This is a genomic window from Cupriavidus sp. SHE (assembly GCF_000812445.1).
GTDB classification, from domain to species: Bacteria; Pseudomonadota; Gammaproteobacteria; order Burkholderiales; family Burkholderiaceae; genus Cupriavidus; species Cupriavidus metallidurans.
The window spans coordinates 1-20,450 of record NZ_JWMB01000078.1 but is presented as its reverse complement, the minus strand read 5'-3'; the positions used below and the strand labels follow the sequence as shown (position 1 = coordinate 20,450).

The following is a 20,450-nucleotide window of genomic DNA, read 5'->3' as shown; positions in this document are numbered from 1 at the left end:
GCCGCCGCACTGGGATACGGATCGTCAGCCGCCGCGGGCTATAGCACTGCGCTGGGCCCGTATGCAACGACAACCGGCAACGATTCGGTTGCCGTCGGCGTGCAATCGAAGGCTTCGAACTCAGAAGCAACGGCCATTGGTCCCTATGCGACGACTTCCGGTGAGCAGGCTATTGCCGCCGGCTACAAGGCCAATGCCAGCGCTTTCCAGTCGGCGGCGTTCGGCACAGGTGCTTCCGCAACGGCTACCAACAGCGTCGCGCTCGGTGCGAGCAGCACCACGACGGCCGATCTGACCAAGCCTGCATACAATCCAAACGCCGCCACCGTCGCTGGTATGGCCCCGGTGGGCGAAGTGTCGGTCGGTTCGGCAGGCGCCGAACGTCGCGTGACCAACGTGGCCGCTGGCTCGGGTGATACCGATGCCGTCAACGTATCGCAACTGAAGGCCGCCTCGACGCACTACTACAGCGTCAATGACGGCGGCGTGGCAAGCGGCAACTACAACAACGACGGCGCCACTGGCACGAATGCCCTGGCTGCCGGCGTCAACGCCGCGGCTGGCAGTAGCAATTCGGTCGCCATGGGCAATGGCTCGCAGGCAAAGTCCATCGACGCTCGTGACAAGGCGGACAACGCTATCGCCATCGGCAATCAGGCCATCTCGTACGCAACCGGTGGTGTGTCGCTCGGTAGCGGCGCGACCGTTGGCGTTCTCGCTACCAACTCGGTCGCCATCGGCACGGGTGCTTGGGCGAATACCAACGCCAACAACGCGGTCGCCATTGGTGGCGGCGCCCAGACGGTAGCTCCTGATGCGAGCGCAATCGGAGCGAACTCCATTGCGTATGCCCAGAGCGTGGCACTGGGTAGTGGCGCGAACGGTGGCTCGACCGTGGGTACCGGCGATGTTGCTGTCGGCTATAACGCCAGCACTCCAAGCAACCATGGCACAGCGATTGGCTGGAAAGCCGTGGCAGGTGGGGACTGGACCCAGGCCCTTGCAACGGCAGTGGGCTCGAGTGCCGAGGCACTCAAGCAGGGCAGCACCGCGCTTGGCGAAAGCGCCACGGCCAGCGCCATGAACGCGACGGCACTGGGCTGGGACTCGAACGCGACAGCCGTCGGTGGTGTGGCAATCGGCAGCAACTCGGTAGCGAGCACCGGTTCTGGCGTCGCAGGCTTTGTGCCGGCTGGCGTGGGCTCCACGCAAAGCGCAGCCATTGCTGCAACAACAGGCACGCAAGGCGCGGTGTCTGTCGGTAACGCAAGCAACGGCGTGTTCCGCCAGATCAATGGTGTGGCAGCTGGTACGGTCGACAGCGACGCGGTCAACGTGGCGCAACTGAAGGCGGTGGACAGCAAGGCCAGCGCGGGCTGGAATCTGCAGGCCAACGGTGGAACGGCTAGCAACGTTGCCCCGGGCGGTACTGTCAACGTTGTGAACGGCAACAATATCAACGTCACGCAGAACGGCAACCAACTCACCATCGCCACGGCTGACGATGTGAGCTTCAACTCGGTCACCACCGGGAACACGAAGCTGGATACCAATGGCCTGACCATTACAGGTGGCCCGAGCTTCACGACGACGAACATCGACGTGGCGGGTCAGCAGATCCACGGTGTGGCAGCAGGTACGGCGTCGACCGACGCGGTGAACGTGAGCCAGCTGACGCAGCAAGGCGGCGACCTGACTGCGAAGGGGCTGAACTTTGCCGGTAACAGCGGCGCGTCGGTTCACACGAACCTGGGCGACACGCTGACGATCGCTGGTACGGCGACGACAGCGGGCACCTACTCGGGTAACAACCTGAAGACGGTGACCGATCCGGCGACGGGCGCGGTGAACCTGCAGATGGCAGATAACCCCGAGTTCACTTCGGTGAAGACGGGTAACACTACGATCAACGACAGCGGTCTGACGATTGCTGGTGGCCCGAGCTTCACAGCGACGAACATCGACGCGGCGGGTCAGCAGATCCACGGCGTGGCAGCAGGTACGGCGTCGACCGACGCGGTGAACGTGAGCCAGCTGACGCAGCAAGGCGGCGACCTGACTGCGAAGGGGCTGAACTTTGCCGGTAACAGCGGCGCGTCGGTTCACACGAACCTGGGCGACACGCTGACGATCACTGGTACGGCGACGACAGCGGGCACCTACTCGGGTAACAACCTGAAGACGGTGACCGATCCGACGACGGGCGCGGTGAACCTGCAGATGGCAGATAACCCCGAGTTCGCTTCGGTGAAGACGGGTAACACCACGATCAACGACAGCGGTCTGACGATCAACGGTGGTCCGAGCATCACGACGGCCGGTATCGACGCAGGCAACACCAAGATCGTGAACGTTGCGCCGGGTGTGGCGGGTACGGACGCGGTGAACGTGGATCAGTTGACGGCAGTGGACACCAAGGTCGACAACGTGACCAACACGGTGAACAACTTCGCCGGTGACCAGTCGACGTCGAACACGACCGTCAACGGCCGTGGCATCCGCTACGTACGTACCAACGACACGGGCCTGCCGGTGAGCGACGCGTTTGCTCAAGGTCAGGGCTCGACGGCGGTGGGCTATGAGGCGAAGTCGACGGGTGCGGACGCCCTGGCCCTGGGCCGTAACGCCCAAGCCTCGGCGGACAACTCGGTGGCGCTCGGTGCGAACAGCACCACGACGGCAGATTTGACGACACCAGCCTACAACCCGGGTACGGGCACGATCGCAGGCACGAGCCCGGTGGGTGAAGTGTCGGTGGGCTCGGCCGGCGCGGAGCGTCGTATCACCAACCTGGCGGCGGGCGCAGCGGACACCGATGCGGTGAACGTGAGCCAGCTGAAGTCGGCGACGGCAGCGTCGGTGGCGGATGCGGTGATGTATGACAACAGCACCCACAATTCGGTGACGCTGGGTGGTGACACGTACAACTCGACGACGAAGACGGGTGGTACGGTGATCCACAACGTGGCAGCCGGCACCAGCGGCGGCGACGCGGTGAACGTTGACCAGCTGAACCAGCAGGGTTCCGACCTGACCTCGAAGGGTCTGAACTTCGCCGGTAACAGCGGCACGGCGGTTCACACCAACCTGGGCGACACGCTGACGATCGCTGGCGCAGCGACGACGGTTGGCACCTACTCGGGTAACAACCTGAAGACGGTGACCGATCCGGCAACGGGCGCAGTGAACCTGCAGATGGCGGACAACCCCGAGTTCACTTCGGTGAAGACGGGTAACACCACGATCAACGACAGCGGTCTGACGATCAACGGTGGTCCGAGCATCACGACGGCCGGTATCGACGCAGGCAACACCAAGATCGTGAACGTTGCGCCGGGTGTGGCGGGTACGGACGCGGTGAACGTGGATCAGTTGACGACGGTGGACACCAAGGTCGACAACGTGACCAACACGGTGAACAACTTCGCCGGCGACCAGTCGACGACGAACACGACGATCAATGGCCGTGGTATCCGCTACGTGCGCACCAACGACGCGGGCCTGCCGGTGAGCGATGCGTTTGCTCAAGGCCAGGGTTCGACGGCGGTGGGCTATGAGGCGAAGTCGACGGGTGCGGACGCACTGGCCCTGGGCCGTAATGCCCAAGCCTCGGCGGACAACTCGGTGGCGCTCGGCGCGAACAGCACCACGACGGCAGATCTGACGACGCCGGCCTACAACCCGGGCACGGGCACGATCGCAGGCCCGAGCCCGGTGGGTGAAGTGTCGGTGGGCTCGGCAGGTGCGGAGCGTCGTATCACCAACCTGGCGGCGGGCGCAGCGGACACCGATGCGGTGAACGTGAGCCAGCTGAAGTCGGCGACGGCAGCGTCGGTGGCGGATGCGGTGATGTATGACAACAGCACTCACAATTCGGTGACGCTGGGTGGGGATACGTACAACACGACGACGAAGCAGGGCGGCACGGTGATCCACAACGTGGCAGCCGGCACCAGCGGCGGCGACGCGGTGAACGTTGACCAGCTGAATCAGCAGGGTTCTGACCTGACCTCGAAGGGTCTGAACTTCGCGGGCAACAGCGGCGCGTCGGTTCACACGAACCTGGGCGACACGCTGACGATCGCTGGCGCAGCGACGACGGCGGGCACCTACTCGGGTAACAACCTGAAGACGGTGACCGATCCGGCGACGGGCGCGGTGAACCTGCAGATGGCGGATGCACCGAAGTTCGGCACCGTGACGATCAACGACAACGGCTCGGGCAAGATCACGGGCGTGACGGCCGGTACGGCGTCCACGGACGCGGTGAACGTGAGCCAGTTGACGCAGGTCGCGGATTCGTCGGTGAAGTACGACGTAGATCCGACGACGGGTACGGTGAACTACAACTCGGTGACGCTGGGTGGTGACACGTACAACACGACGACCAAGACGGGCGGCACGGTGATCCACAACGTGGCAGCCGGTACCAGCGGCGGCGACGCGGTGAACGTTGACCAGCTGAATCAGCAGGGTTCTGACCTGACCTCGAAGGGTCTGAACTTCGCGGGCAACAGCGGCACAGCGGTTCACACGAACCTGGGCGACACGCTGACGATCGCTGGCACGGCCACGACGGCTGGCACCTACTCGGGTAACAACCTGAAGACGGTGACTGACCCGGCGACGGGCGCGGTTCAGCTGCAGATGGCGGACGCACCGAAGTTCGGCAACGTGACGATCAACGACGGTGGCTCGGGCAAGATCACGGGCGTGACCGCCGGTACGGCAGCCACGGACGCAGTGAACGTGAGCCAGCTGACGCAGGTTGCAGATTCGTCGGTGAAGTACGACAAGAACACCGACGGCACGACGAACTACAACTCGGTGACGCTGGGTGGTGACACGTACAACACGACGACGAAGCAGGGCGGCACGGCGATCCACAACGTGGCAGCCGGCACCAGTGGCGGCGACGCGGTGAACGTGGACCAGTTGAACCAGCAGGGCTCCGACCTGACCTCGAAGGGTCTGAACTTCGCGGGCAACAGCGGTGCGAACGTGCATCGTGACCTGGGCGACACACTGACGATCGCTGGTGCGGCCACGACGGCGGGCACCTACTCGGGTAACAACCTGAAGACGGTGACCGATCCGGCGACGGGCGCGGTTCAGCTGCAGATGGCGGATAACCCCGAGTTCGCTTCGGTGAAGACGGGTAACACGACGATCGACAACAATGGTGTGACGATCGCTGGTGGTCCGAGCATCACCACGGCCGGCATCGACGCGGCCAACACGAAGATCACGAATGTGGCGGCTGGTACGAACGCCACTGACGCGGTCAACGTGAGCCAGCTCACGCAGACGGTAGATGCCTCGAAGACGCACTACTACAGCGTGAATGACAACGGTGTGCAGGGCAGCAACTACGCTAACGACGGAGCGACGGGCGTGAACTCGCTGGCCGCCGGTGTGGGCGCGCAGGCGACCGTTGCTGGCGGTGTGGCGCTGGGCTCCGGTTCGGTGGCTAATACCGCAGGCGGTGTTGCTGGCTGGACGCCGGCCAACGCGTCGACGGCATCGGGCACCGCCATCACGGCGACGACCAGCACGCTGGGCGCGGTGTCGGTGGGTGATGCAACCAACGGCCAGTTCCGCCAAATCACGGGTGTGGCAGCCGGTACCAAGGACAGCGACGCAGTCAACGTGGCGCAACTGAAGGGTGTGGATGCCAAGGTCGACAACCTGGACAGCAATGCCGTCAAGTACGACGACAGCACGCACAACTCGGTGACGCTGGGTGGCGACACGTACAACACCATCACCAAGACCGGTGGCACGCGTATCAAGAACGTGGCTGCAGGCGTGGATGGTGGCGATGCGGTGAACGTCGACCAGCTCAACGCCTCGAAGACGCACTACTACAGCGTGAACGACAACGGCGTGCAGGGTGGCAACTACGCCAACGACGGCGCAACGGGTGTGAACGCGCTGGCCGCTGGTGTGGGCGCCAAGGCGACGGCCGATGGCGGCGTGGCGCTGGGCTCCGGCTCGGTGGCAAGCACGGCAGCAGGTGTGGCCGGGTTCGTGCCGCAGAGCGCAAGCACGGCGCAGGGCGCGGCGATCGCGGCGACGACCAGCACGCTGGGCGCGGTGTCGGTCGGGGATGCGGCCAACGGCCAGTTCCGCCAGATCACGGGTGTGGCAGCCGGTACGGCCGACAGCGACGCAGTGAACGTGGCGCAGCTCAAGGGCGTGGACCAGAAGGTCGGCGACCTGGACAACAGCACGGTCAAGTACGACAAGCACACCGACGGTACGGTGAACTACAACTCGGTGACGCTGGGTGGTGACACGTACAACACGACGACGAAGCAGGGCGGCACGGTGATCCACAACGTGGCAGCCGGCACCAGCGGCGGCGACGCAGTGAACGTTGACCAGTTGAACACGACCGTGGATGCGTCCAAGACGCACTACTACAGCGTGAACGACAACGGTGTGCCTGGCGCCAACTACGCCAACGACGGTGCAACCGGTCTGAACGCGATGGCCATGGGCGTGGGCGCCTCGGCGTCGACCGCCGGTGGCGTGGCCCTGGGCGCGGGCTCGGTGGCCAGCACCGCGGGTGGCATCGCAGGCTGGGTGCCGACCGGTGCAGATGCCACGCTGGCTAACGCGGTGATGGGCACCATGGGCACTGCCGGCGCAGTATCGGTCGGTAACCCGGCAGCAGGCATCTATCGCCAGATCACGGGTGTGGCCGCCGGTACCTCTGCCAGCGACGCGGTGAACGTGGCGCAGCTGCAGGCCGCCATCAGCTCGGTGGACGGCAAGATCACGCCGGACGACGGTCGTAACGTGAAGTATGACGGTACCGGGAATGCCCCGAAGGATCACGTGACGCTGGCTGGCGACACGTCGACCGACGGTGGCAAGACCGGTGGCACCACGATCAGCAACGTGCACCAGGGCGATGTGTCGGCCAACAGCACGGATGCGGTCAACGGCGCGCAGTTGTACCAGACCAATACCCGTGTCGATAACCTCGAGACCACGGTCAACAACTGGGGTGACGTGATCAACAAGACGGAAGGCAACACGCGCTACTTCCAGGCTGACGGCACCAACACGGACGCCGACAAGGCGTACGTGCAGGCTGGCACGAAGGGTGTGGCATCGGGCGCTAACGCCAGCGTCACCGGCAACAACGGTGTGGCGATGGGTAACACGGCGTCGGCATCGGGCAACAACTCGACGGCCATCGGCGCCAACACGAAGGCGACCCACGATAACAGCGTGGCGCTGGGTGCGGGCTCGGAGACCGATCGTGCTAACTCGGTGTCCGTGGGCACTGCGGGCAACGAGCGTCAGATCACGAACGTGGCAGCGGGTACCGCAGCTACTGACGCGGTCAACGTCTCGCAGCTGCAGTCGGGGCTGAACGATGTGCAGAACGCCGCGATCAACTACACCAACCAGCAGGTGAACAACGTCCGTCGTGACGCGTACGCCGGCACGGCATCGGCGATGGCAATGGCGGCACTGCCGCAAGCCACGCTGCCAGGCCGCGGCATGGTGGCGATGGGTGGTGGTACCTACGGTGGCCAGTCGGCAGTCGCGCTGGGCCTCTCGAAGATGTCCGAGAGCGGTCGCTGGGTCTTCAAGGCCCAGGCCACGAGCAACACCCGTGGCAACGTGGGTGTGGCGGCCGGCGCGGGCTTCCACTGGTAATTGATCGCGACGATGGTGTACCGCGGCGGCGTCAGGCACGCCGCCGCGTGTCCCGAACCTAACAGAATCCGAACCCAAGAAATGAAAGCCAAATCTACCTGGATCGCTGTCGCGACCGTACTGGTCGCCGCTGCAGCACTGCAGGGGTGCTCGACCACGTCGAGTCGCCTCTCGGATGACGGCAAGTCCGACCAAATCGCATTTCCGGACCCGGCGTCGTCGTGGCCGAAGGACGGTACGTTCCCGAATATCGATAACCTGCGCATGCTGGCACCCGGCATGACGAAGTCCCAGCTCTATCCGCTGCTTGACCGGCCGCATTTCAATGAAGGTTTCTTTGGCGTGCGCGAATGGGACTACCTGTTCAATTTCCGCACGGGCCGTGCCGCGCCGAACGATATCGTCCAGTGCCAGATGAAAGTCGTTTTCGACAAGAACGAGAAGACCCGTGCGTACTACTGGAAGCCAGAATCCTGTGCCGGTTTCCTGAACAAGCCGGCTCCTGAAGTGCAGCGAGTGGTTATGCCGCCGGTCGTCGCCAACGTGCCAACGGTGCTGCGCAACGCGACGCTGTCAGGCGATACGCTCTTCCGGTTCAACGGCTCGGGCCCGGGTGATCTGACCAACGACGGCCGCAGGCAGATCGCGACGCTCGGTGCGGAGCTGGCGCAACTGAAGTCTGTCACGCGAGTGGAAGTTCAGGCGTTCACCGACCGTATCGGGTCGGCAAGCGCCAACAGGGTGCTGTCACAGAAGCGCGCGGAAACGGTCAAGAAGCTGCTGGTGGACAACGGCGTGGACGGGCGCGTTGTCGTGGCGGAAGGTCGCGGCAAGTCCGAACCGGGTACGCAGTGCGGTACCCTGCCGCGCGCGAAGCTGATCGAATGCCTGGCGCCGGACCGTCGTGTGGAGATCCGCGTACTGGGTACGAAGTAAGGGCGCGACTGCCGTCTGTCCTCTTCTGGAGGAGGGGGACGGGCGGTCATGCATCCCATAAGTCCGACAAGAGTCGGACAAGTAAAAAGGCCGTTGCCCATATCGGGTAACGGCCTTTTTGCATATTTGCATGGGCGCTCGCGAGCATGCCCTGATGCGGGATGGTGCCATACCCACAGGGCGGGCATGGTTCTCTAGATTCTGGAGTCAGGGGTGGCAATATCGAGCCGGTACCCCATTGAATGCACGCCCCGGAGTGTCACGCCGTGCTCCGGGCGGAGCCGAAGCACGCGCCGAAGCCGGGCGACCATGGCAGCCAGCGCGCGCGATAGCGGTGGCAGGGTGCCGCCCCAGACGACGATCTCGATGTGATCACGTGGCAAGGTCACGGCGGGGGAAGAGAACATCAGCTTGGCCAGCGCAAATTCCTTGGGCGTCAGACGGATAGTCTCCGCGCGGAACCTCACACAGCAGGCATCGAGGTCAAGCGTGTAGTCGCCTGCACTGAGCTGCCTGCCGCCCGATCCTTCGCGTCTGCGGGCGCGCCGATGGTGGCCGATGATGCGTGGCAACAGGCTGCTCGGATCGCTGGTGAACACGACATAGTCGTCCGCACCGGCGTCGAAAGCGTCGATCAGATTCACCTGGGACGCGTTGTGAGCGATGACCAGGATCGGCATCTGGAATGTGGTGGCGCGCCGGAGTGCCTGGACGACATCGGTGGCCGGGTCGTCGGGCAGGTTGTCGGACACCAATACCACATCGAATACAGAGCGCCGGAGCTCCCGAAACAACCTTGCGGAACTGGCAAAGCGGGACGATACGACACCGCCGGATTCCAGCACTTTGCTGATGCCGGTCGCGGACGAGGGCTCCGCGTCAAGCAGTGCGATCTTGATCGAGTTCACTTTCAACTTCCGAAAGCAGGCGCCCGGGCTGTGGGAGCGTATTTATGATGACTCGATTGAGAGTAGCAAAGCCATTCAGCAGGGCGATTCGGAAATTTCCGATGAAAGGAGTGATCCATCGGAATGGGTTGAGCACCCTGGGAGCAAGTGATGCGCACGCAAATCGCGGGCAGTCTGCAGGTGTCGGACCCGGCTCTTGGCGCTGCCGCGTGAGCCGCGAGGCACTCTGCCGCCGGCAGGGCTGGCGCCCCGAGTTGACCTTGCCCGAGACCATCGCCCAGCGGGGTGTTGGATGCCAAAGGAAGCCCCCACCGGACCGATGGCCGGACTCCACCGCTGTGAAGGCTGTCGTGGTTCAACGGCCCGCACGCGCGCTGCGGCGGGTCTCAGCGCGATACTCAAGGTATGCCAGGCAACCGTCGGCGAACGCGCCGGTATATCGGCGGCAGGAAAGGGGCAAGCGGATGTCGTTGAGCTGAGCCCACTGATAGCCTTCCAGCATTTCCGCGCAGTGGTCACCGCAATGCTGACCGACGATGCGCGGCAATGCGTCCGAGTAGCCCGGCGTGACCTTCGCGGAAACAGTCTGTTCGGCTACAGGGTCAGACAGGATCGAGGAGATGGTAGCGCAGGCGATGATCACGGCAACCACGGCCACCGCTGCCAGAATCAGGAATCGATTGCGCCCCGCCTTGGCCGCCAGCGGGGCGGGCGCGGATGGAGACAGGATCTGCATTGCGGAGATCAGCCTCTCAGTCCACTTCGTTGACGAACAGCAGACGACCGAGCAGGCCGGCCAGGATCGCGCCGCAGATCGGCGCGACCCAGAAAACCCACAACTGCTGAATCGCTACCCCGCCAACGAGGACCGCCGGACCCGTCGAGCGTGCGGGATTGACCGATGTGTTTGAGATTGGGATCGAGATCAGGTGAATCAGCGTCAGTGCCAGGCCGATCGCCAGCGGTGCTGCCGCGCGCGTTCGCCTGTAGCTGGTCGCGCCGATGATGATGATCAGGAAGAACGCGGTCATCAGTGTCTCGGTCGTTACTACCGCTCGCAGCCCGTAACCGCCCGGCGACGCCGCTCCGTAGCCGTTGGTCGCCAGGCCATTGGTCATCAGGTCGAAGCCGGGATTGGCACTTGCCAGGTATAGCAGCGTGCCGGCGGCGCAAATGGCACCGAGCAACTGGGCCAGGATGTACAGCGGTGCTTCGGCGACCGGGAAGCGTCCGGCCACGGCAAGGCCAACGGTGACGGCCGGGTTGAGGTGGCAGCCAGAGACCGGGCCGATGGCATAGGCCATGGTGACAACCGTCAGACCGAACGCGAGGGATACGCCGAGCAAACCGATGCCAACGTTAGGGAAGGCGGCTGCGAATACCGCGGCGCCGCACCCGCCAAGGACCAGCCAGAAGGTGCCCAGCCATTCGGCCGTGAATCGTTTGCCAATGTTCATGTTGTTACGTATGCCGTCGAGTATCGAGAGGGGGCGTGTGCGGTGCGACCACCGATCGCCGGTCGCCATTTTCGATACGCCGATATACGACGGGGCTAAGACACTTCCTGCGCCGCCACAGGCGAATTCCCTTTTCGACGCGAACGTTCCGAGTGTTACGCTAGAAGCGCATGCCTGTGGCACAACCACCGGCGGCGTGGCCATTCCCGCCGCCTGCCGCGCAACCAAAGATCCCGCAGCCTCCAAGCAAGGTAACAACGGCCAGCACAGTTGCCGCACGGAAGGCACGGCTCCTTACGAAGTCAGGCAACGACGGAAAAGGGGGGCGGATCATGATTGCCATGGCCGATAGATGAAATGTACGCCGGTCCCACCGTGGTCCCTGGCGGCATTGGCCGGGTCACGGGCGGCAAGGTATGCGTAGAAGACTAGCGCAAGTTTGGCCTGTGAGTAACGGTCACGCGCGGGCAAGAGCGGCTTGATCGTTGCCCAGTCTTTGAACCGTGGAGTTGGCAAGATGCCGCCCAGGCCACAGAAGCCTGTGCCACGAGACCTAAGCTCCCACAGTTCGCGTTGGGATCCTGCCAGGTGGATCTTGCTGTTCATAGGCTCTTCTGGTGACAGTGGTTGACGTTGGCGACACGGCACCAATGTTCGAGAACTGGCTCGGCAAGTCGTTACGGCAAGGGTAGTGGCCGACCGGAATGCGCGGATTCGGAAGCTTCCTGATTGTCTTCAGAACCCTCCGCATTTGCACGCCACGACATGCAATACCCTTGGCGGGTCAATCCGGCACCTAACCGGAGAGGATGATTCTCACCACCGTCTCATGAATACCCTCGCCATACCCAGGCCGCTTGCAGTTGGCATTCTGGTGCCGGACGGCATCGATGCGACGATCGATCTGCTTCCGGCTTCCAGAGATTTCCACTATTCGATCTTTGTGTCGCTGGTTGACCTTGCAGAGGTCGGCCAGAGCATTCTGTTCGACGTTGTGGTCCTGATGCTGCCGGCTTTCAGTGAACCGGGTCTGGCGTTTGTCGATCAGGTGAGAAAGCTCGGTTTCAATACGCCGCTGGTTGTTATTGTCACCACGCCAGATGCCAATGGCATTGCGCATGCATTCCATGACAGGATCGATGGCTTTATTTCTGATCCGCGATCGCCGGAGATTGTCGCCGCCGGGCTGATCGCGGCGCACCAGTGCTATTCACTGTCCCGCGAGGATAGGGGCGCCGCCTTTGGATTAGGCGACTATGTACTGGATATGCGCCAGCATTGCGTGTTGCTGCGTGGGGTAGCCGTCAAGCTGTCGGATCGGCAGTTTCGGCTTGCGCTCATGCTGTTCCGGAGCGCGGGCAAGACGCTGACCCGTGCCAGCATCGAACAGGAGATCTGGGGCGCGAGGCTGCCAGCATCGTCCAGGGCATTGTCGACGCTGATCTCCACCCTGCGCATGCAGTTGGGCATGCGTTCACGCGGTCCGATTTCGATCCATGCCGTGTCGGGCTTTGGCTATCGACTCGAAGTGGGTGCGCCGGCCGGCAAGATGTCTCCGTCGGTCGTCGAAGATGATGACGTTTCCCACGCTCGGCAGGCGGCCTGAATTGGGCGCGCTGGATCATGACGGATATGTTCTCCGCGCTGCAAGCTGGTTCCGTATTGAAATTCAGAGGCTTCCTAATCTCGGGCAACGGTGCTGACGGCAGAATTTCCGGTCGTTGATTGACTCTCCGTAGTTCGCTCCATGCTGGTCGCCCGCCTGACACTTTGCGTACTGGCATTGATTGCCACCGTTGCACACGCCGCCGACAAGGTAGCCTTCGCCGGCTTCGCCTATGCCGGCGAAGCCCGACAGATCGATTCGCGCTTTCCGCTGACGCGCAAGGTGGAAGCCGAGCTGGCCGCCAATGGCCGGAGTCCTTCGAAGCTCATCACGCAGTCGCTGATGGCAAATCCGCCGGCGAACTTCGCCATTACTACCGACGGCATGGCCAGTCTCAAGGACAGCGATCAGGCACTGGCCACCGCGCTTGTGGTGACCAGCGAATCGGTGTCCAGCGAACGTTTCGGGTCGATCTACAAGGTCATGACGAATCTGCGTGGCCAGGTGCTGGTGTTCGACTTCAAGGCGATGACAGTGGTGCGTGCGTATCCGCTGAACGTCAGCCATCTGGATGTGTTGGACCACATGTCGGGCGATACCGAGAAGCGCGACCGGATCAAACGGCTGCTGGCCGGCGGTGAGCGCCCCGGGTTGCTCGATCGCTATGTGCGAGCGTTGTCATTGGCGCAGTTGCCGTCCTCCGGCACGCGTTACCTGCAGATCGAACGCGTGGAAGTGAGTCCCGGCGCCAGGGCGCAATTGCCGGAGGCGTTGCGCGGCGACGGTGTGGCGGAGGGCTGGGTGGCCGATATGTTCGGCGAAGCGCTGCTCGACAAGGCGCAAGTGCCGATGCTGCCATTCACCAAGGGCTATGCCATCGGCAATGCGATGTCGATGCGCTTCAGCGATGGCGAGGTCTTCAATCTCCAGTTGCCGAAGCCCGACTACACGATCGACCTGTCCGTGAAGGACTTCAAACGCGTCGAGTACGGCAGTTCGGCGGCTGGCACGAGCTACATCTACGCATCGTACAGCCACGTTTCGATGGCCGAGCCCATGTCGGGCCGCCGCTATCTGGATGCGGACTTCAAGAACGGCGAGGTCAAGGCGGTACCGGTGACGCAGTCTCGCACCGACGACTTCCCGGCATTCGCGGAATCCCTGCGAGGGCTGTTTACCAAGCTGGCCGATGTGGTCGGCGGCAAGGACAGTGACTGGTTGGCTGCTGCCGCGAGCGGCGACAACGTGAAGAGCCAGATCGAAAGCACACAAGGAGTGATCAAATCATGCAGGTAATTCGTAACCTATGGTGGCTGCTGGTACTGGCCACCAGTCTTGCGTCCGCGCAGGTGGTGACATCCAAGGGGATGGCAACCGTCAAGTACGACGGCTCGCTGTTCTCGAGCAAGGCATCCGCCGAAGACAAGCAGCGCGCATTCCAGACCGCCGAGGTCAATGCCATCGAGCGCTACTACGCTGAGAGCGGCGAATCCCAGGCCGAGAACTTCGACAGCATCCGCGACAAGGTGGCGGCCAACCTGGACAAGTTCGTGCTGGGCGCCACGCTGATCAGTGACGAGGACAAGAAGGACGCGCAGCAGTACTCGGTGGTGGTGCGCGTCGATATCAACGTGGCCAAGCTGCGCAACGCCGTCAAGGGCGGCGCGCCGGTCGCCATGGCCGCTGATGGCCAGAAGTCCCCGCTGACGTTCGTGTTCGTCGCACGCCAGCAGGACAGCGTGAAGTCCTACGACCCTCGCGTGTACAAGCGCGCCGACATCAAGGAAAGCGCCACGGAGAAATCGAGCCGCAGCGGCTATGCCGCGAACACGTCGGTGTCGATGGAGACGGGCGGCAGCCGCACCCGCAAGGCCGATGAGATCAAGTGGAAGCTGGTGCCGTCCGGCAACCTGAATACGATCTTCACGGGCGTGTTCGCGCAGTCTGGCTTCCAGGTGGTGGAGGCGGGGTATGTGGAGCCCACTTCAGGTGGTCATCTGCGGATCTCGGTGCTCGAGAACGATTTCCAGACCGGCAACGACCTGCAGCCGGCCACGATGCGCGAAGCGGTACTCGGACTGCAGACTGCCCAGGTGCCTTACCTCGCGCTGGGCACGCTCGATATCGGCATGCAGGACACCGACCCGGTAACGGGCCTGACCCGGATCTACGTGACGGTGACGGCGAAGCTGATCGACGTGACGACGCGCTTCCCGCGCACGGTGTCATCGGTGGGCCCGGTGCAGTTCTCGGGCACGGGCCCGGACGCCAGTGTCGCCCAGACAAACGCCCTGAAACGGGCGGCGGATTCGGCGGCGCGTGAGCTGGCCGCGCAACTGAACAACGCCAAGGTGCGCTGACACCGCTGGCCGGCCAGGTGATAGCGGTTTGTCGCCGCCTGGCTGCTTCCTTTCACATTCTCCAATTGACATCATGATCAAGAAAAACCTCGCCATCATCGCGCTCTCGTCGCTTGCCGCTGCGCACGCGCACGCTCTTCCTTCGCTTGGCGCCATTGCCAATGCCGTGACGCCGTCCAGCACCGCATCGGGTGGTGGTGCCGATGCGGGGGCTATGCAGGACCAGCTTTCCGCCGCGTATGGTGCCGCCGGCAAGGAAGTACTGCTGGCGCAAGTCAATCTGGCGCAGGCCGTCGGCCTCAAGGAAGTCGCCGCACAGGCGCAGGCCACGGCCGATGCGCTGACCTCGGGTGCCACCAAGGACAGTCTGCAGGAATCGGACAAGGTGCAGAGCGAGGCATCGAAGGCCATCGAGGCCGCGCTCAAGGACGGTAACACGCGCATGGATGCCGCCGGCAAGGCGGCCTATGCCGAGGGCATGAAGCATCTGGGGCTCGGCATGTTGCGTTACGTCGGCCTGCGATCCAACGTCATGGCGTTCAAGGATGCCGCACAGGCACAACTGACGAGCGCGTCGATCATGGACAAGATGTCGCTGGGCAGCAAGCTCTCGACCGGCACGTATATCGCCACCGAACTGCCTGGGCATGTGTCGCGTCTGAGCAGCACGCTGCAGGCGGCTACGGCCTATGCCAAGTCGCATGACATTCCGGTACCGAAGGATGCGACGGCCGCGCTGTCGTCGAAGTTCTAAGCGTCTCTGACGGTGACAATCATGATTTCGCAAGCAAGGGCCACGTTGGCCGCAACCTGCGCCGTGGCCCTGCTTGTTGCCTGCGGACAGCAGTCTCCGGGCGACAGGCCCGTTGCCGCATCCCCTCAGAGCGGGGCCGCGTCCAATCCGACGGCGCAAGCCGGCAAGCCCGATGTCGGCGCTGTGGAGCGGGTCCACGTCTCCGCTTCGGGTGTGGGCGCGTCAGCGGCGGAGGCCGTGGATCAGGCGCTGCGGCAGGCCATCATGCAGGTCACCGGGACGACCATCGACCTGTCCAGCACCCAGTTCAAGACCGCGCTTGGCGCGGCGGTGGGTCGCGATACGATCACGCTGTCCTCGGCGGGCTTTGCGGAGCTGGTCAGCCAGACTACGCGTGGCGCGGTGACCAATTTCAAGGTGGTCAGTCTGGATGCGCCGGGGCTGATGGAGCGGGTTTACAAGGCGTCGATCGAAGCCGACGTGGCCAAGTTCAAGGCGCCAGCGGACACCGGCAAGCTACGGATTGCCATCGCGCCGCTGCGGATCGGACGCGTGGGCGGCAACAACGCCGAGCGGATCGCCGCCGAACTCCGTCAGCGCATCACCGATGCCCTGACCCAAAGCGGGCGCTTCACGGTGCTCGAGCGCGGCGATGCGCCCGAGTTGTATGGCGAGATCGAGCGAATTGCCAGCGGGGAGGTTTCGAACGACCAGTTTGCGAAGATCGGGCAAGGCCTGGGCGCTGATTTGATCTGGTTTGGCAGCGTCAATGCCTTCGAAACGGGACGGCCCGCCGACGCGGATCAGGCTGGTCGTGCCGGTCGCTGGTCCGTGTCGCAGAAGTTCGTGAACGTCACCACGCGTGAAGTGCTGTTCAGCAATACCGTGGATGGCGGTGCCGCCGAGCAATCAGGTGACCGCGTCGATGCGATGGAATCGGGCATGGTCCGGAAGGTGGTGGCAGACATTCTGGTCCGGCTCTACCCGGTCAGTATCGCCTCGCGCGATGGCTACAACGTGGTGTTGAGCCAGGGGGGGCAATCGGTGCGCCAGGGTGCGACCTATCAGGTGGTGCGTCTCGGCAAGGAACTGACCGATCCGCAGACCGGTCGTTCGCTGGGCTTCACCGAGCAGGAGTGTTGCGCGGTGGTGGTGGACCGGGTGACGGCTTCGATGTCGTACGGTCACCTGGAGTCGGTCAAGATCAACCTTGACGAAGTGAAACCTGGCGAGCTTCAGTTGCGGGCCGAAGCGGTATCGCGTAATGAGCCAGCCGGGGCCAGTTCCGTTGCCGCCAAAGGGGGCCGGAAAGTGGTGAAGAAGAGTGCGCAGCTTGGGCCACCGGCTTCGGACGCGAACTGGTAATCAGACTGTGTGGTGGGACGAAGCAGGTCCTGCCTGATGGGCGCCGCGAGATCCTTTGGGGGTTTCGCGGCGTTTTGCATGGCGCGCCAGCGATAGCGCGGCCGTGGCTGCTCCGAAATGTCGTCAGGCGGTCCTGGACGCAAGCAGCATTGCCTGGATCTGGCTGATGAGTTGAAGGCGCTCTGTCCGGTACTGCGCAATGGCTGCCGGCGTCGCTTTCAGGAGACCGGACTTGATGAAGCGAAGCACATCCTCAAGGTCGCTGAGCCGATACGACAGGCAGGCAAAGCGCGCGCTCCTGGCCCTGAGTTGCAGGATTTCGTCTTGAAGTTCGGGATGCATGGTTGGAACTCCGGGAGGTGTCACGCAGTGACCGATGCGTGGATCGTCGACCGTTATTCCTCATTGTGATTGCCCAGTGAAGTCACGTCCCTCGGATGTTGCCCATTCGGCGGAACGACGGCTCCGAATTTTCTCACCAGCGTCTCAAGCGCCACACCGCTCGGTGATTCCACGGCGGGAATTTCCAACTGTATTTTGGGAAATTTCGGATGGCTGCGCGTAGTCGTGGTGGCCTATAACGAAGGCAGGGAACGGGTGGCGCATCGCTGCCGGTTCAGGCAAATAGGACTACCTTCGGAGCTTGATCATGTCAGTCAAACCAGCAAGATTCTCGGACGATAGCGCGACGCGCCGCGCGTCCGAACCCCTTCGGACATCCCACACACTTGTCGCCCTGGGCATGGTCGCCGTGCTTTGCTCGGCGCTGTTGGTGCCGTCCGCGGCCTATGCCGCAGCCGATCCACCGTGCATGGTGTGCGACGCGAGCGCAACCGTCATTACCTGAGCCGCACGTCGATGAGATTTGCGAACGGGAAGGCAGGGCAGGTGACGAGTGAGGTGCCTGTCTTTCCAGGCTGCCAGAGTGGTGGGGTTCTCGATCTGCCCCACAGAGGATCAGTCCGCCATCGCATCAACCTGCCCTTGGTGGCAATGGCCGCTCACGGCCGGTAACAGATTCTCCCGCATGCTTGCCTCTCTATCGAGGACGTAGCGAAGGAGTGCGGTGGTTGCCCTCCCGCCTGTCGCCGTGCCTGTCCATGCCGCATGTTCGCGCTGCATGGACAGCCTGATTAAACATCAGTCGCCCTGTGCCGATTTCGGGAAGCTTCCGATCCTGCGCATTGAATCCTCGAATCGATTGCCTCTCGTGTCCGCAGGGTACGCAATGTACCGTCGCCTGCGCCCACGACTGCCATGTGCGGATGCCAGGCGCACGGTCAGATTGGCATATCTGGTGTGGACGACGCTTCCGGTGGACTTGCCCGCAAAATGGTCTATCAAGAAACTGTCCGCGGATAGGCCGGGTCGACCCGGCATGCCGCTTCGCGGACGCCTATGCTCTTTTCTCTTGGGCCGTCGAGTACGCGAGTACCCCTGTTCGACCCCAACTCCAGGATCAGGAGTGCGCTATGGAATCCAGATCTTTCGCCACAATGTGCCGTGCATGCGCCATCGTCCTGCCGATGATCGCCGTCTGCGGCTATGCCCGTGCGCAAACGACGACGGGAACCGCTACGCCGCCCGTCACTCGCGCGAGCATTCTTCGTGAGTTGCTGGCGCTGAAGTCGGTAGGCTTCGATATCAACGACGAGAACTACCCCAACTCGCTGCAGCAATCGCTGCGCAAGCTTGAGGCGATGGAGGCAAGGCACGAGGCCGAAGCGGGCGCGGCAGTGCAGGGCAGTGAGAAGCCTGCGATGCCCAGCGTGCCGCAGTAGGTGCCTCAACAGGTGCCTCTTTGGTATCGCCGGGCTGCAACACACGCTCAGTTATTCCGCGAGTGGCGTGACCTCCGCCTCGCGGTGGCAGGTGTTACGCGTTGTCAGCCACGCCTTCGAGCAACGCGCGTACCGTGGCTAACGGTGCCACGAGGGCCGGCTGCAAGCCGTACTCGCGGCTGAGGACACCTGCGGTATCCAGATAATCGATATGCGTGGCGCCACGGTCGTCTTCCCAGACCACCGCTCGTAACGGCAGCTCTAGCGCGGCATGGGGGTTGGCCTGCATCGCCGGCGTGCCGCCCTTCGGATTGCCGAAGAGAAACAGCCGCGTCGGTCTGAGCGATGTGCCGGCATGTTCTGCGGCGGCGCTCTGATCAATATCCGCGAACAGAGTGAGCCCGCGCGAAGCAAGCGCGTCCTTGAGGCGCGCCACCGTCGTTGCGAAGTCGTGACGACTTGGCAGCGTTTGCGTGCGCGCGGGGCGCGGTGTGTCCTGGGCTTGTGCTGTCATGATTCCTCGACCTGAAGGCGGGAGCGATGCCGCGGACTGCGGCATTGCTCCTCAGAACGCGACCTGCTGGCCGGGATCGGGCACGATTACCGCCGTGGTGGCCCCGGCCCCGAGCGCGGCCTTGAACTCGTCAGGCGTGCCGCGCAGCATCGGCGACGTGCCGTAGTGCATCGGAATGGCATACCTCGGCTTGATGAAATCGCGCACGGCAATCGCCGCGTCCTGCGGGCCCATTGTGTAATGCCCGCCGATCGGGATCATGACCAGGTCTGGCTTGTAGCGCTCGGCGATCAGCTTCATGTCGCTGAACAGTCCGGTATCGCCCATGTGCCAGATCTTGAAGCCATTCTCCATCTCGATGATGTAGCCGACCGGCTCGCCGCCGTAGTGGCTTTCGGTCTTATTCGTGGCCGGATTCTTCCAGACCAGTTCGGACGAATGCTCGGCATGGACGGCGGTGATCTTCGGACCGTTAGGTCCGAATGGCATGACAGTGCCGCTCTTGCCAAAGGGTTGCACCAGATCCGAGGTCACCAGACCAAGGCTGACCAGTTGCGGGCCCATGCCGCCGCCATTCCAGATCGGCACATGCTGCGTCGTGGCGATTGCCGGCGCATCCCCGAGATGGTCGCCGTGGGCGTGGGTGAGCAGGATCATGTCGACCTTGCCCAGCGCGGAGAGTTGCTTGAACGCGGGCGGCGTCTTCGGATTGGCGGTCAGCCAGGGGTCGATGACGATGACCTTGCCGCCGGGCGTGGTGATGCGCGTGGCGGCCTGGCCGAGCCAGAGCACTTCGGTCTTGCCAGCGGCATGGCTGCCGGTGGTGGCCGGCTGCGGCGCCGGGGCGGGGGCGTTCGAAATACCTGAGGCGCAGGCGGCGAGCGCAGTCGCGGCTGCGGCGGCAATGATAAGGCGGCGTCTGATCATGGTCGTCCCTGATTGGGCCCTGTTGGGCAATGAGTAGGGGAAATGAACTGCGACGATTCGAACTGCCTGCACCGTCTCGGGGGTATCGGGGCTGAGGCGCTGCGTGCCGGCAGTATTTGCAGTGCGGCCCCCGGCTGTCAACTGGCGCCTGATGGCGGGGCAAGG

General features: G+C 63.5%; 16 protein-coding genes. 9 read left to right on the top strand and 7 right to left on the bottom strand.

The window, feature by feature from the left end; all coding sequences use genetic code 11:
• Nucleotides 1–9 precede the first annotated feature (9 nt).
• Entirely contained in the window at nucleotides 10–7,677 is a 7,668-nt protein-coding gene (locus tag RN01_RS34170) for a YadA-like family protein (RefSeq protein WP_369799907.1), read from the top strand.
• An 81-nt stretch (nucleotides 7,678–7,758) separates the two neighbouring features.
• Nucleotides 7,759–8,613: an outer membrane protein assembly factor BamE gene (gene bamE / locus RN01_RS30175; RefSeq protein ID WP_017514432.1), complete on the top strand. Its 855-nt coding sequence runs from the start codon at nucleotides 7,759–7,761 to the stop codon at nucleotides 8,611–8,613.
• A gap of 194 nt (nucleotides 8,614–8,807) precedes the next feature.
• Here bamE and RN01_RS30170 read toward each other — a convergent pair whose 3' ends face one another.
• The 4 genes from RN01_RS30170 to RN01_RS33475 all read right to left on the bottom strand — a co-directional run bounded on the left by RN01_RS30170 (nucleotide 8,808) and on the right by RN01_RS33475 (nucleotide 11,584).
• Nucleotides 8,808–9,521: a response regulator transcription factor gene (locus tag RN01_RS30170; protein ID WP_017514433.1), complete on the bottom strand. Its 714-nt coding sequence runs from the start codon at nucleotides 9,519–9,521 to the stop codon at nucleotides 8,808–8,810.
• Between the two features lie 355 nt (nucleotides 9,522–9,876).
• Nucleotides 9,877–10,257 (bottom strand): hypothetical protein, encoded by a 381-nt coding sequence (locus tag RN01_RS30165; protein WP_017513792.1) that lies wholly within the window; start codon nucleotides 10,255–10,257, stop codon nucleotides 9,877–9,879.
• 16 nt (nucleotides 10,258–10,273) lie between these two features.
• A complete protein-coding gene (gene aqpZ, locus RN01_RS30160; protein WP_017513793.1) occupies nucleotides 10,274–10,978 on the bottom strand; it encodes an aquaporin Z in 705 nt (234 codons plus the stop codon).
• Between the two features lie 330 nt (nucleotides 10,979–11,308).
• A complete protein-coding gene (locus RN01_RS33475; RefSeq protein WP_223277404.1) occupies nucleotides 11,309–11,584 on the bottom strand; it encodes a hypothetical protein in 276 nt (91 codons plus the stop codon).
• 223 nt (nucleotides 11,585–11,807) lie between these two features.
• On the opposite strand from RN01_RS33475, the gene RN01_RS32660 reads away from it, so the two are divergent.
• The 5 genes from RN01_RS32660 to RN01_RS30135 all read left to right on the top strand — a co-directional run bounded on the left by RN01_RS32660 (nucleotide 11,808) and on the right by RN01_RS30135 (nucleotide 17,063).
• Nucleotides 11,808–12,584 (top strand): response regulator transcription factor, encoded by a 777-nt coding sequence (locus tag RN01_RS32660; protein ID WP_017513794.1) that lies wholly within the window; start codon nucleotides 11,808–11,810, stop codon nucleotides 12,582–12,584.
• 141 nt (nucleotides 12,585–12,725) lie between these two features.
• Nucleotides 12,726–13,880, top strand: coding sequence for a hypothetical protein (locus RN01_RS30150; protein ID WP_017513795.1), 1,155 nt, complete (start codon nucleotides 12,726–12,728; stop codon nucleotides 13,878–13,880).
• The gene (locus tag RN01_RS30145) at nucleotides 13,871–14,944 is read left to right on the top strand and encodes a hypothetical protein (RefSeq protein WP_017513796.1); all 1,074 of its coding nucleotides are present in this window, start codon (nucleotides 13,871–13,873) and stop codon (nucleotides 14,942–14,944) included. The genes RN01_RS30150 and RN01_RS30145 overlap by 10 nt, the downstream gene beginning before the upstream one ends.
• A 73-nt stretch (nucleotides 14,945–15,017) precedes the next feature.
• Nucleotides 15,018–15,698: a hypothetical protein gene (locus RN01_RS30140; protein WP_017513797.1), complete on the top strand. Its 681-nt coding sequence runs from the start codon at nucleotides 15,018–15,020 to the stop codon at nucleotides 15,696–15,698.
• Between the two features lie 21 nt (nucleotides 15,699–15,719).
• Nucleotides 15,720–17,063, top strand: coding sequence for a CsgG/HfaB family protein (locus RN01_RS30135; RefSeq protein ID WP_024570752.1), 1,344 nt, complete (start codon nucleotides 15,720–15,722; stop codon nucleotides 17,061–17,063).
• Between the two features lie 123 nt (nucleotides 17,064–17,186).
• Here the strand turns inward: RN01_RS30135 and RN01_RS30130 are convergent, their stop codons facing one another.
• Nucleotides 17,187–17,405, bottom strand: coding sequence for a hypothetical protein (locus RN01_RS30130; RefSeq protein WP_017511372.1), 219 nt, complete (start codon nucleotides 17,403–17,405; stop codon nucleotides 17,187–17,189).
• A gap of 307 nt (nucleotides 17,406–17,712) precedes the next feature.
• Between RN01_RS30130 and RN01_RS34165 the strand changes: the two genes are divergently transcribed.
• A complete protein-coding gene (locus RN01_RS34165; RefSeq protein ID WP_156149795.1) occupies nucleotides 17,713–17,910 on the top strand; it encodes a hypothetical protein in 198 nt (65 codons plus the stop codon).
• 625 nt (nucleotides 17,911–18,535) lie between these two features.
• Nucleotides 18,536–18,844, top strand: a complete 309-nt coding sequence (locus tag RN01_RS30125; protein WP_017511373.1) for a DUF4148 domain-containing protein — start codon at nucleotides 18,536–18,538, stop codon at nucleotides 18,842–18,844.
• Nucleotides 18,845–18,938: 94 nt separating this feature from the next.
• Here RN01_RS30125 and RN01_RS30120 read toward each other — a convergent pair whose 3' ends face one another.
• Together RN01_RS30120 and RN01_RS30115 are read right to left on the bottom strand one after the other, a co-directional pair.
• Nucleotides 18,939–19,358, bottom strand: coding sequence for a DUF302 domain-containing protein (locus RN01_RS30120; protein WP_017511374.1), 420 nt, complete (start codon nucleotides 19,356–19,358; stop codon nucleotides 18,939–18,941).
• A 51-nt stretch (nucleotides 19,359–19,409) separates the two neighbouring features.
• A complete protein-coding gene (locus RN01_RS30115; protein WP_017511375.1) occupies nucleotides 19,410–20,285 on the bottom strand; it encodes a metal-dependent hydrolase in 876 nt (291 codons plus the stop codon).
• Between the last annotated feature and the right edge of the window lie 165 nt (nucleotides 20,286–20,450).

Excerpts from the sequence above, each read along its gene's own strand:
- RN01_RS30115 (WP_017511375.1), bottom strand. The coding sequence starts at position 20,285 with ATGATCAGACGCCGCCTTATCATTGCCGCCGCAGCCGCGACTGCGCTC.
- RN01_RS30140 (WP_017513797.1), top strand. The coding sequence starts at position 15,018 with ATGATCAAGAAAAACCTCGCCATCATCGCGCTCTCGTCGCTTGCCGCT.
- bamE (WP_017514432.1), top strand. The coding sequence starts at position 7,759 with ATGAAAGCCAAATCTACCTGGATCGCTGTCGCGACCGTACTGGTCGCC.
- RN01_RS30165 (WP_017513792.1), bottom strand. The coding sequence starts at position 10,257 with ATGCAGATCCTGTCTCCATCCGCGCCCGCCCCGCTGGCGGCCAAGGCG.
- RN01_RS30135 (WP_024570752.1), top strand. The coding sequence starts at position 15,720 with ATGATTTCGCAAGCAAGGGCCACGTTGGCCGCAACCTGCGCCGTGGCC.
- RN01_RS30120 (WP_017511374.1), bottom strand. The coding sequence starts at position 19,358 with ATGACAGCACAAGCCCAGGACACACCGCGCCCCGCGCGCACGCAAACG.
- RN01_RS30125 (WP_017511373.1), top strand. The coding sequence starts at position 18,536 with ATGGAATCCAGATCTTTCGCCACAATGTGCCGTGCATGCGCCATCGTC.
- RN01_RS30145 (WP_017513796.1), top strand. The coding sequence starts at position 13,871 with ATGCAGGTAATTCGTAACCTATGGTGGCTGCTGGTACTGGCCACCAGT.
- aqpZ (WP_017513793.1), bottom strand. The coding sequence starts at position 10,978 with ATGAACATTGGCAAACGATTCACGGCCGAATGGCTGGGCACCTTCTGG.
- RN01_RS34165 (WP_156149795.1), top strand. The coding sequence starts at position 17,713 with ATGTCAGTCAAACCAGCAAGATTCTCGGACGATAGCGCGACGCGCCGC.
- RN01_RS33475 (WP_223277404.1), bottom strand. The coding sequence starts at position 11,584 with ATGAACAGCAAGATCCACCTGGCAGGATCCCAACGCGAACTGTGGGAG.
- RN01_RS30150 (WP_017513795.1), top strand. The coding sequence starts at position 12,726 with ATGCTGGTCGCCCGCCTGACACTTTGCGTACTGGCATTGATTGCCACC.
- RN01_RS32660 (WP_017513794.1), top strand. The coding sequence starts at position 11,808 with ATGAATACCCTCGCCATACCCAGGCCGCTTGCAGTTGGCATTCTGGTG.
- RN01_RS30130 (WP_017511372.1), bottom strand. The coding sequence starts at position 17,405 with ATGCATCCCGAACTTCAAGACGAAATCCTGCAACTCAGGGCCAGGAGC.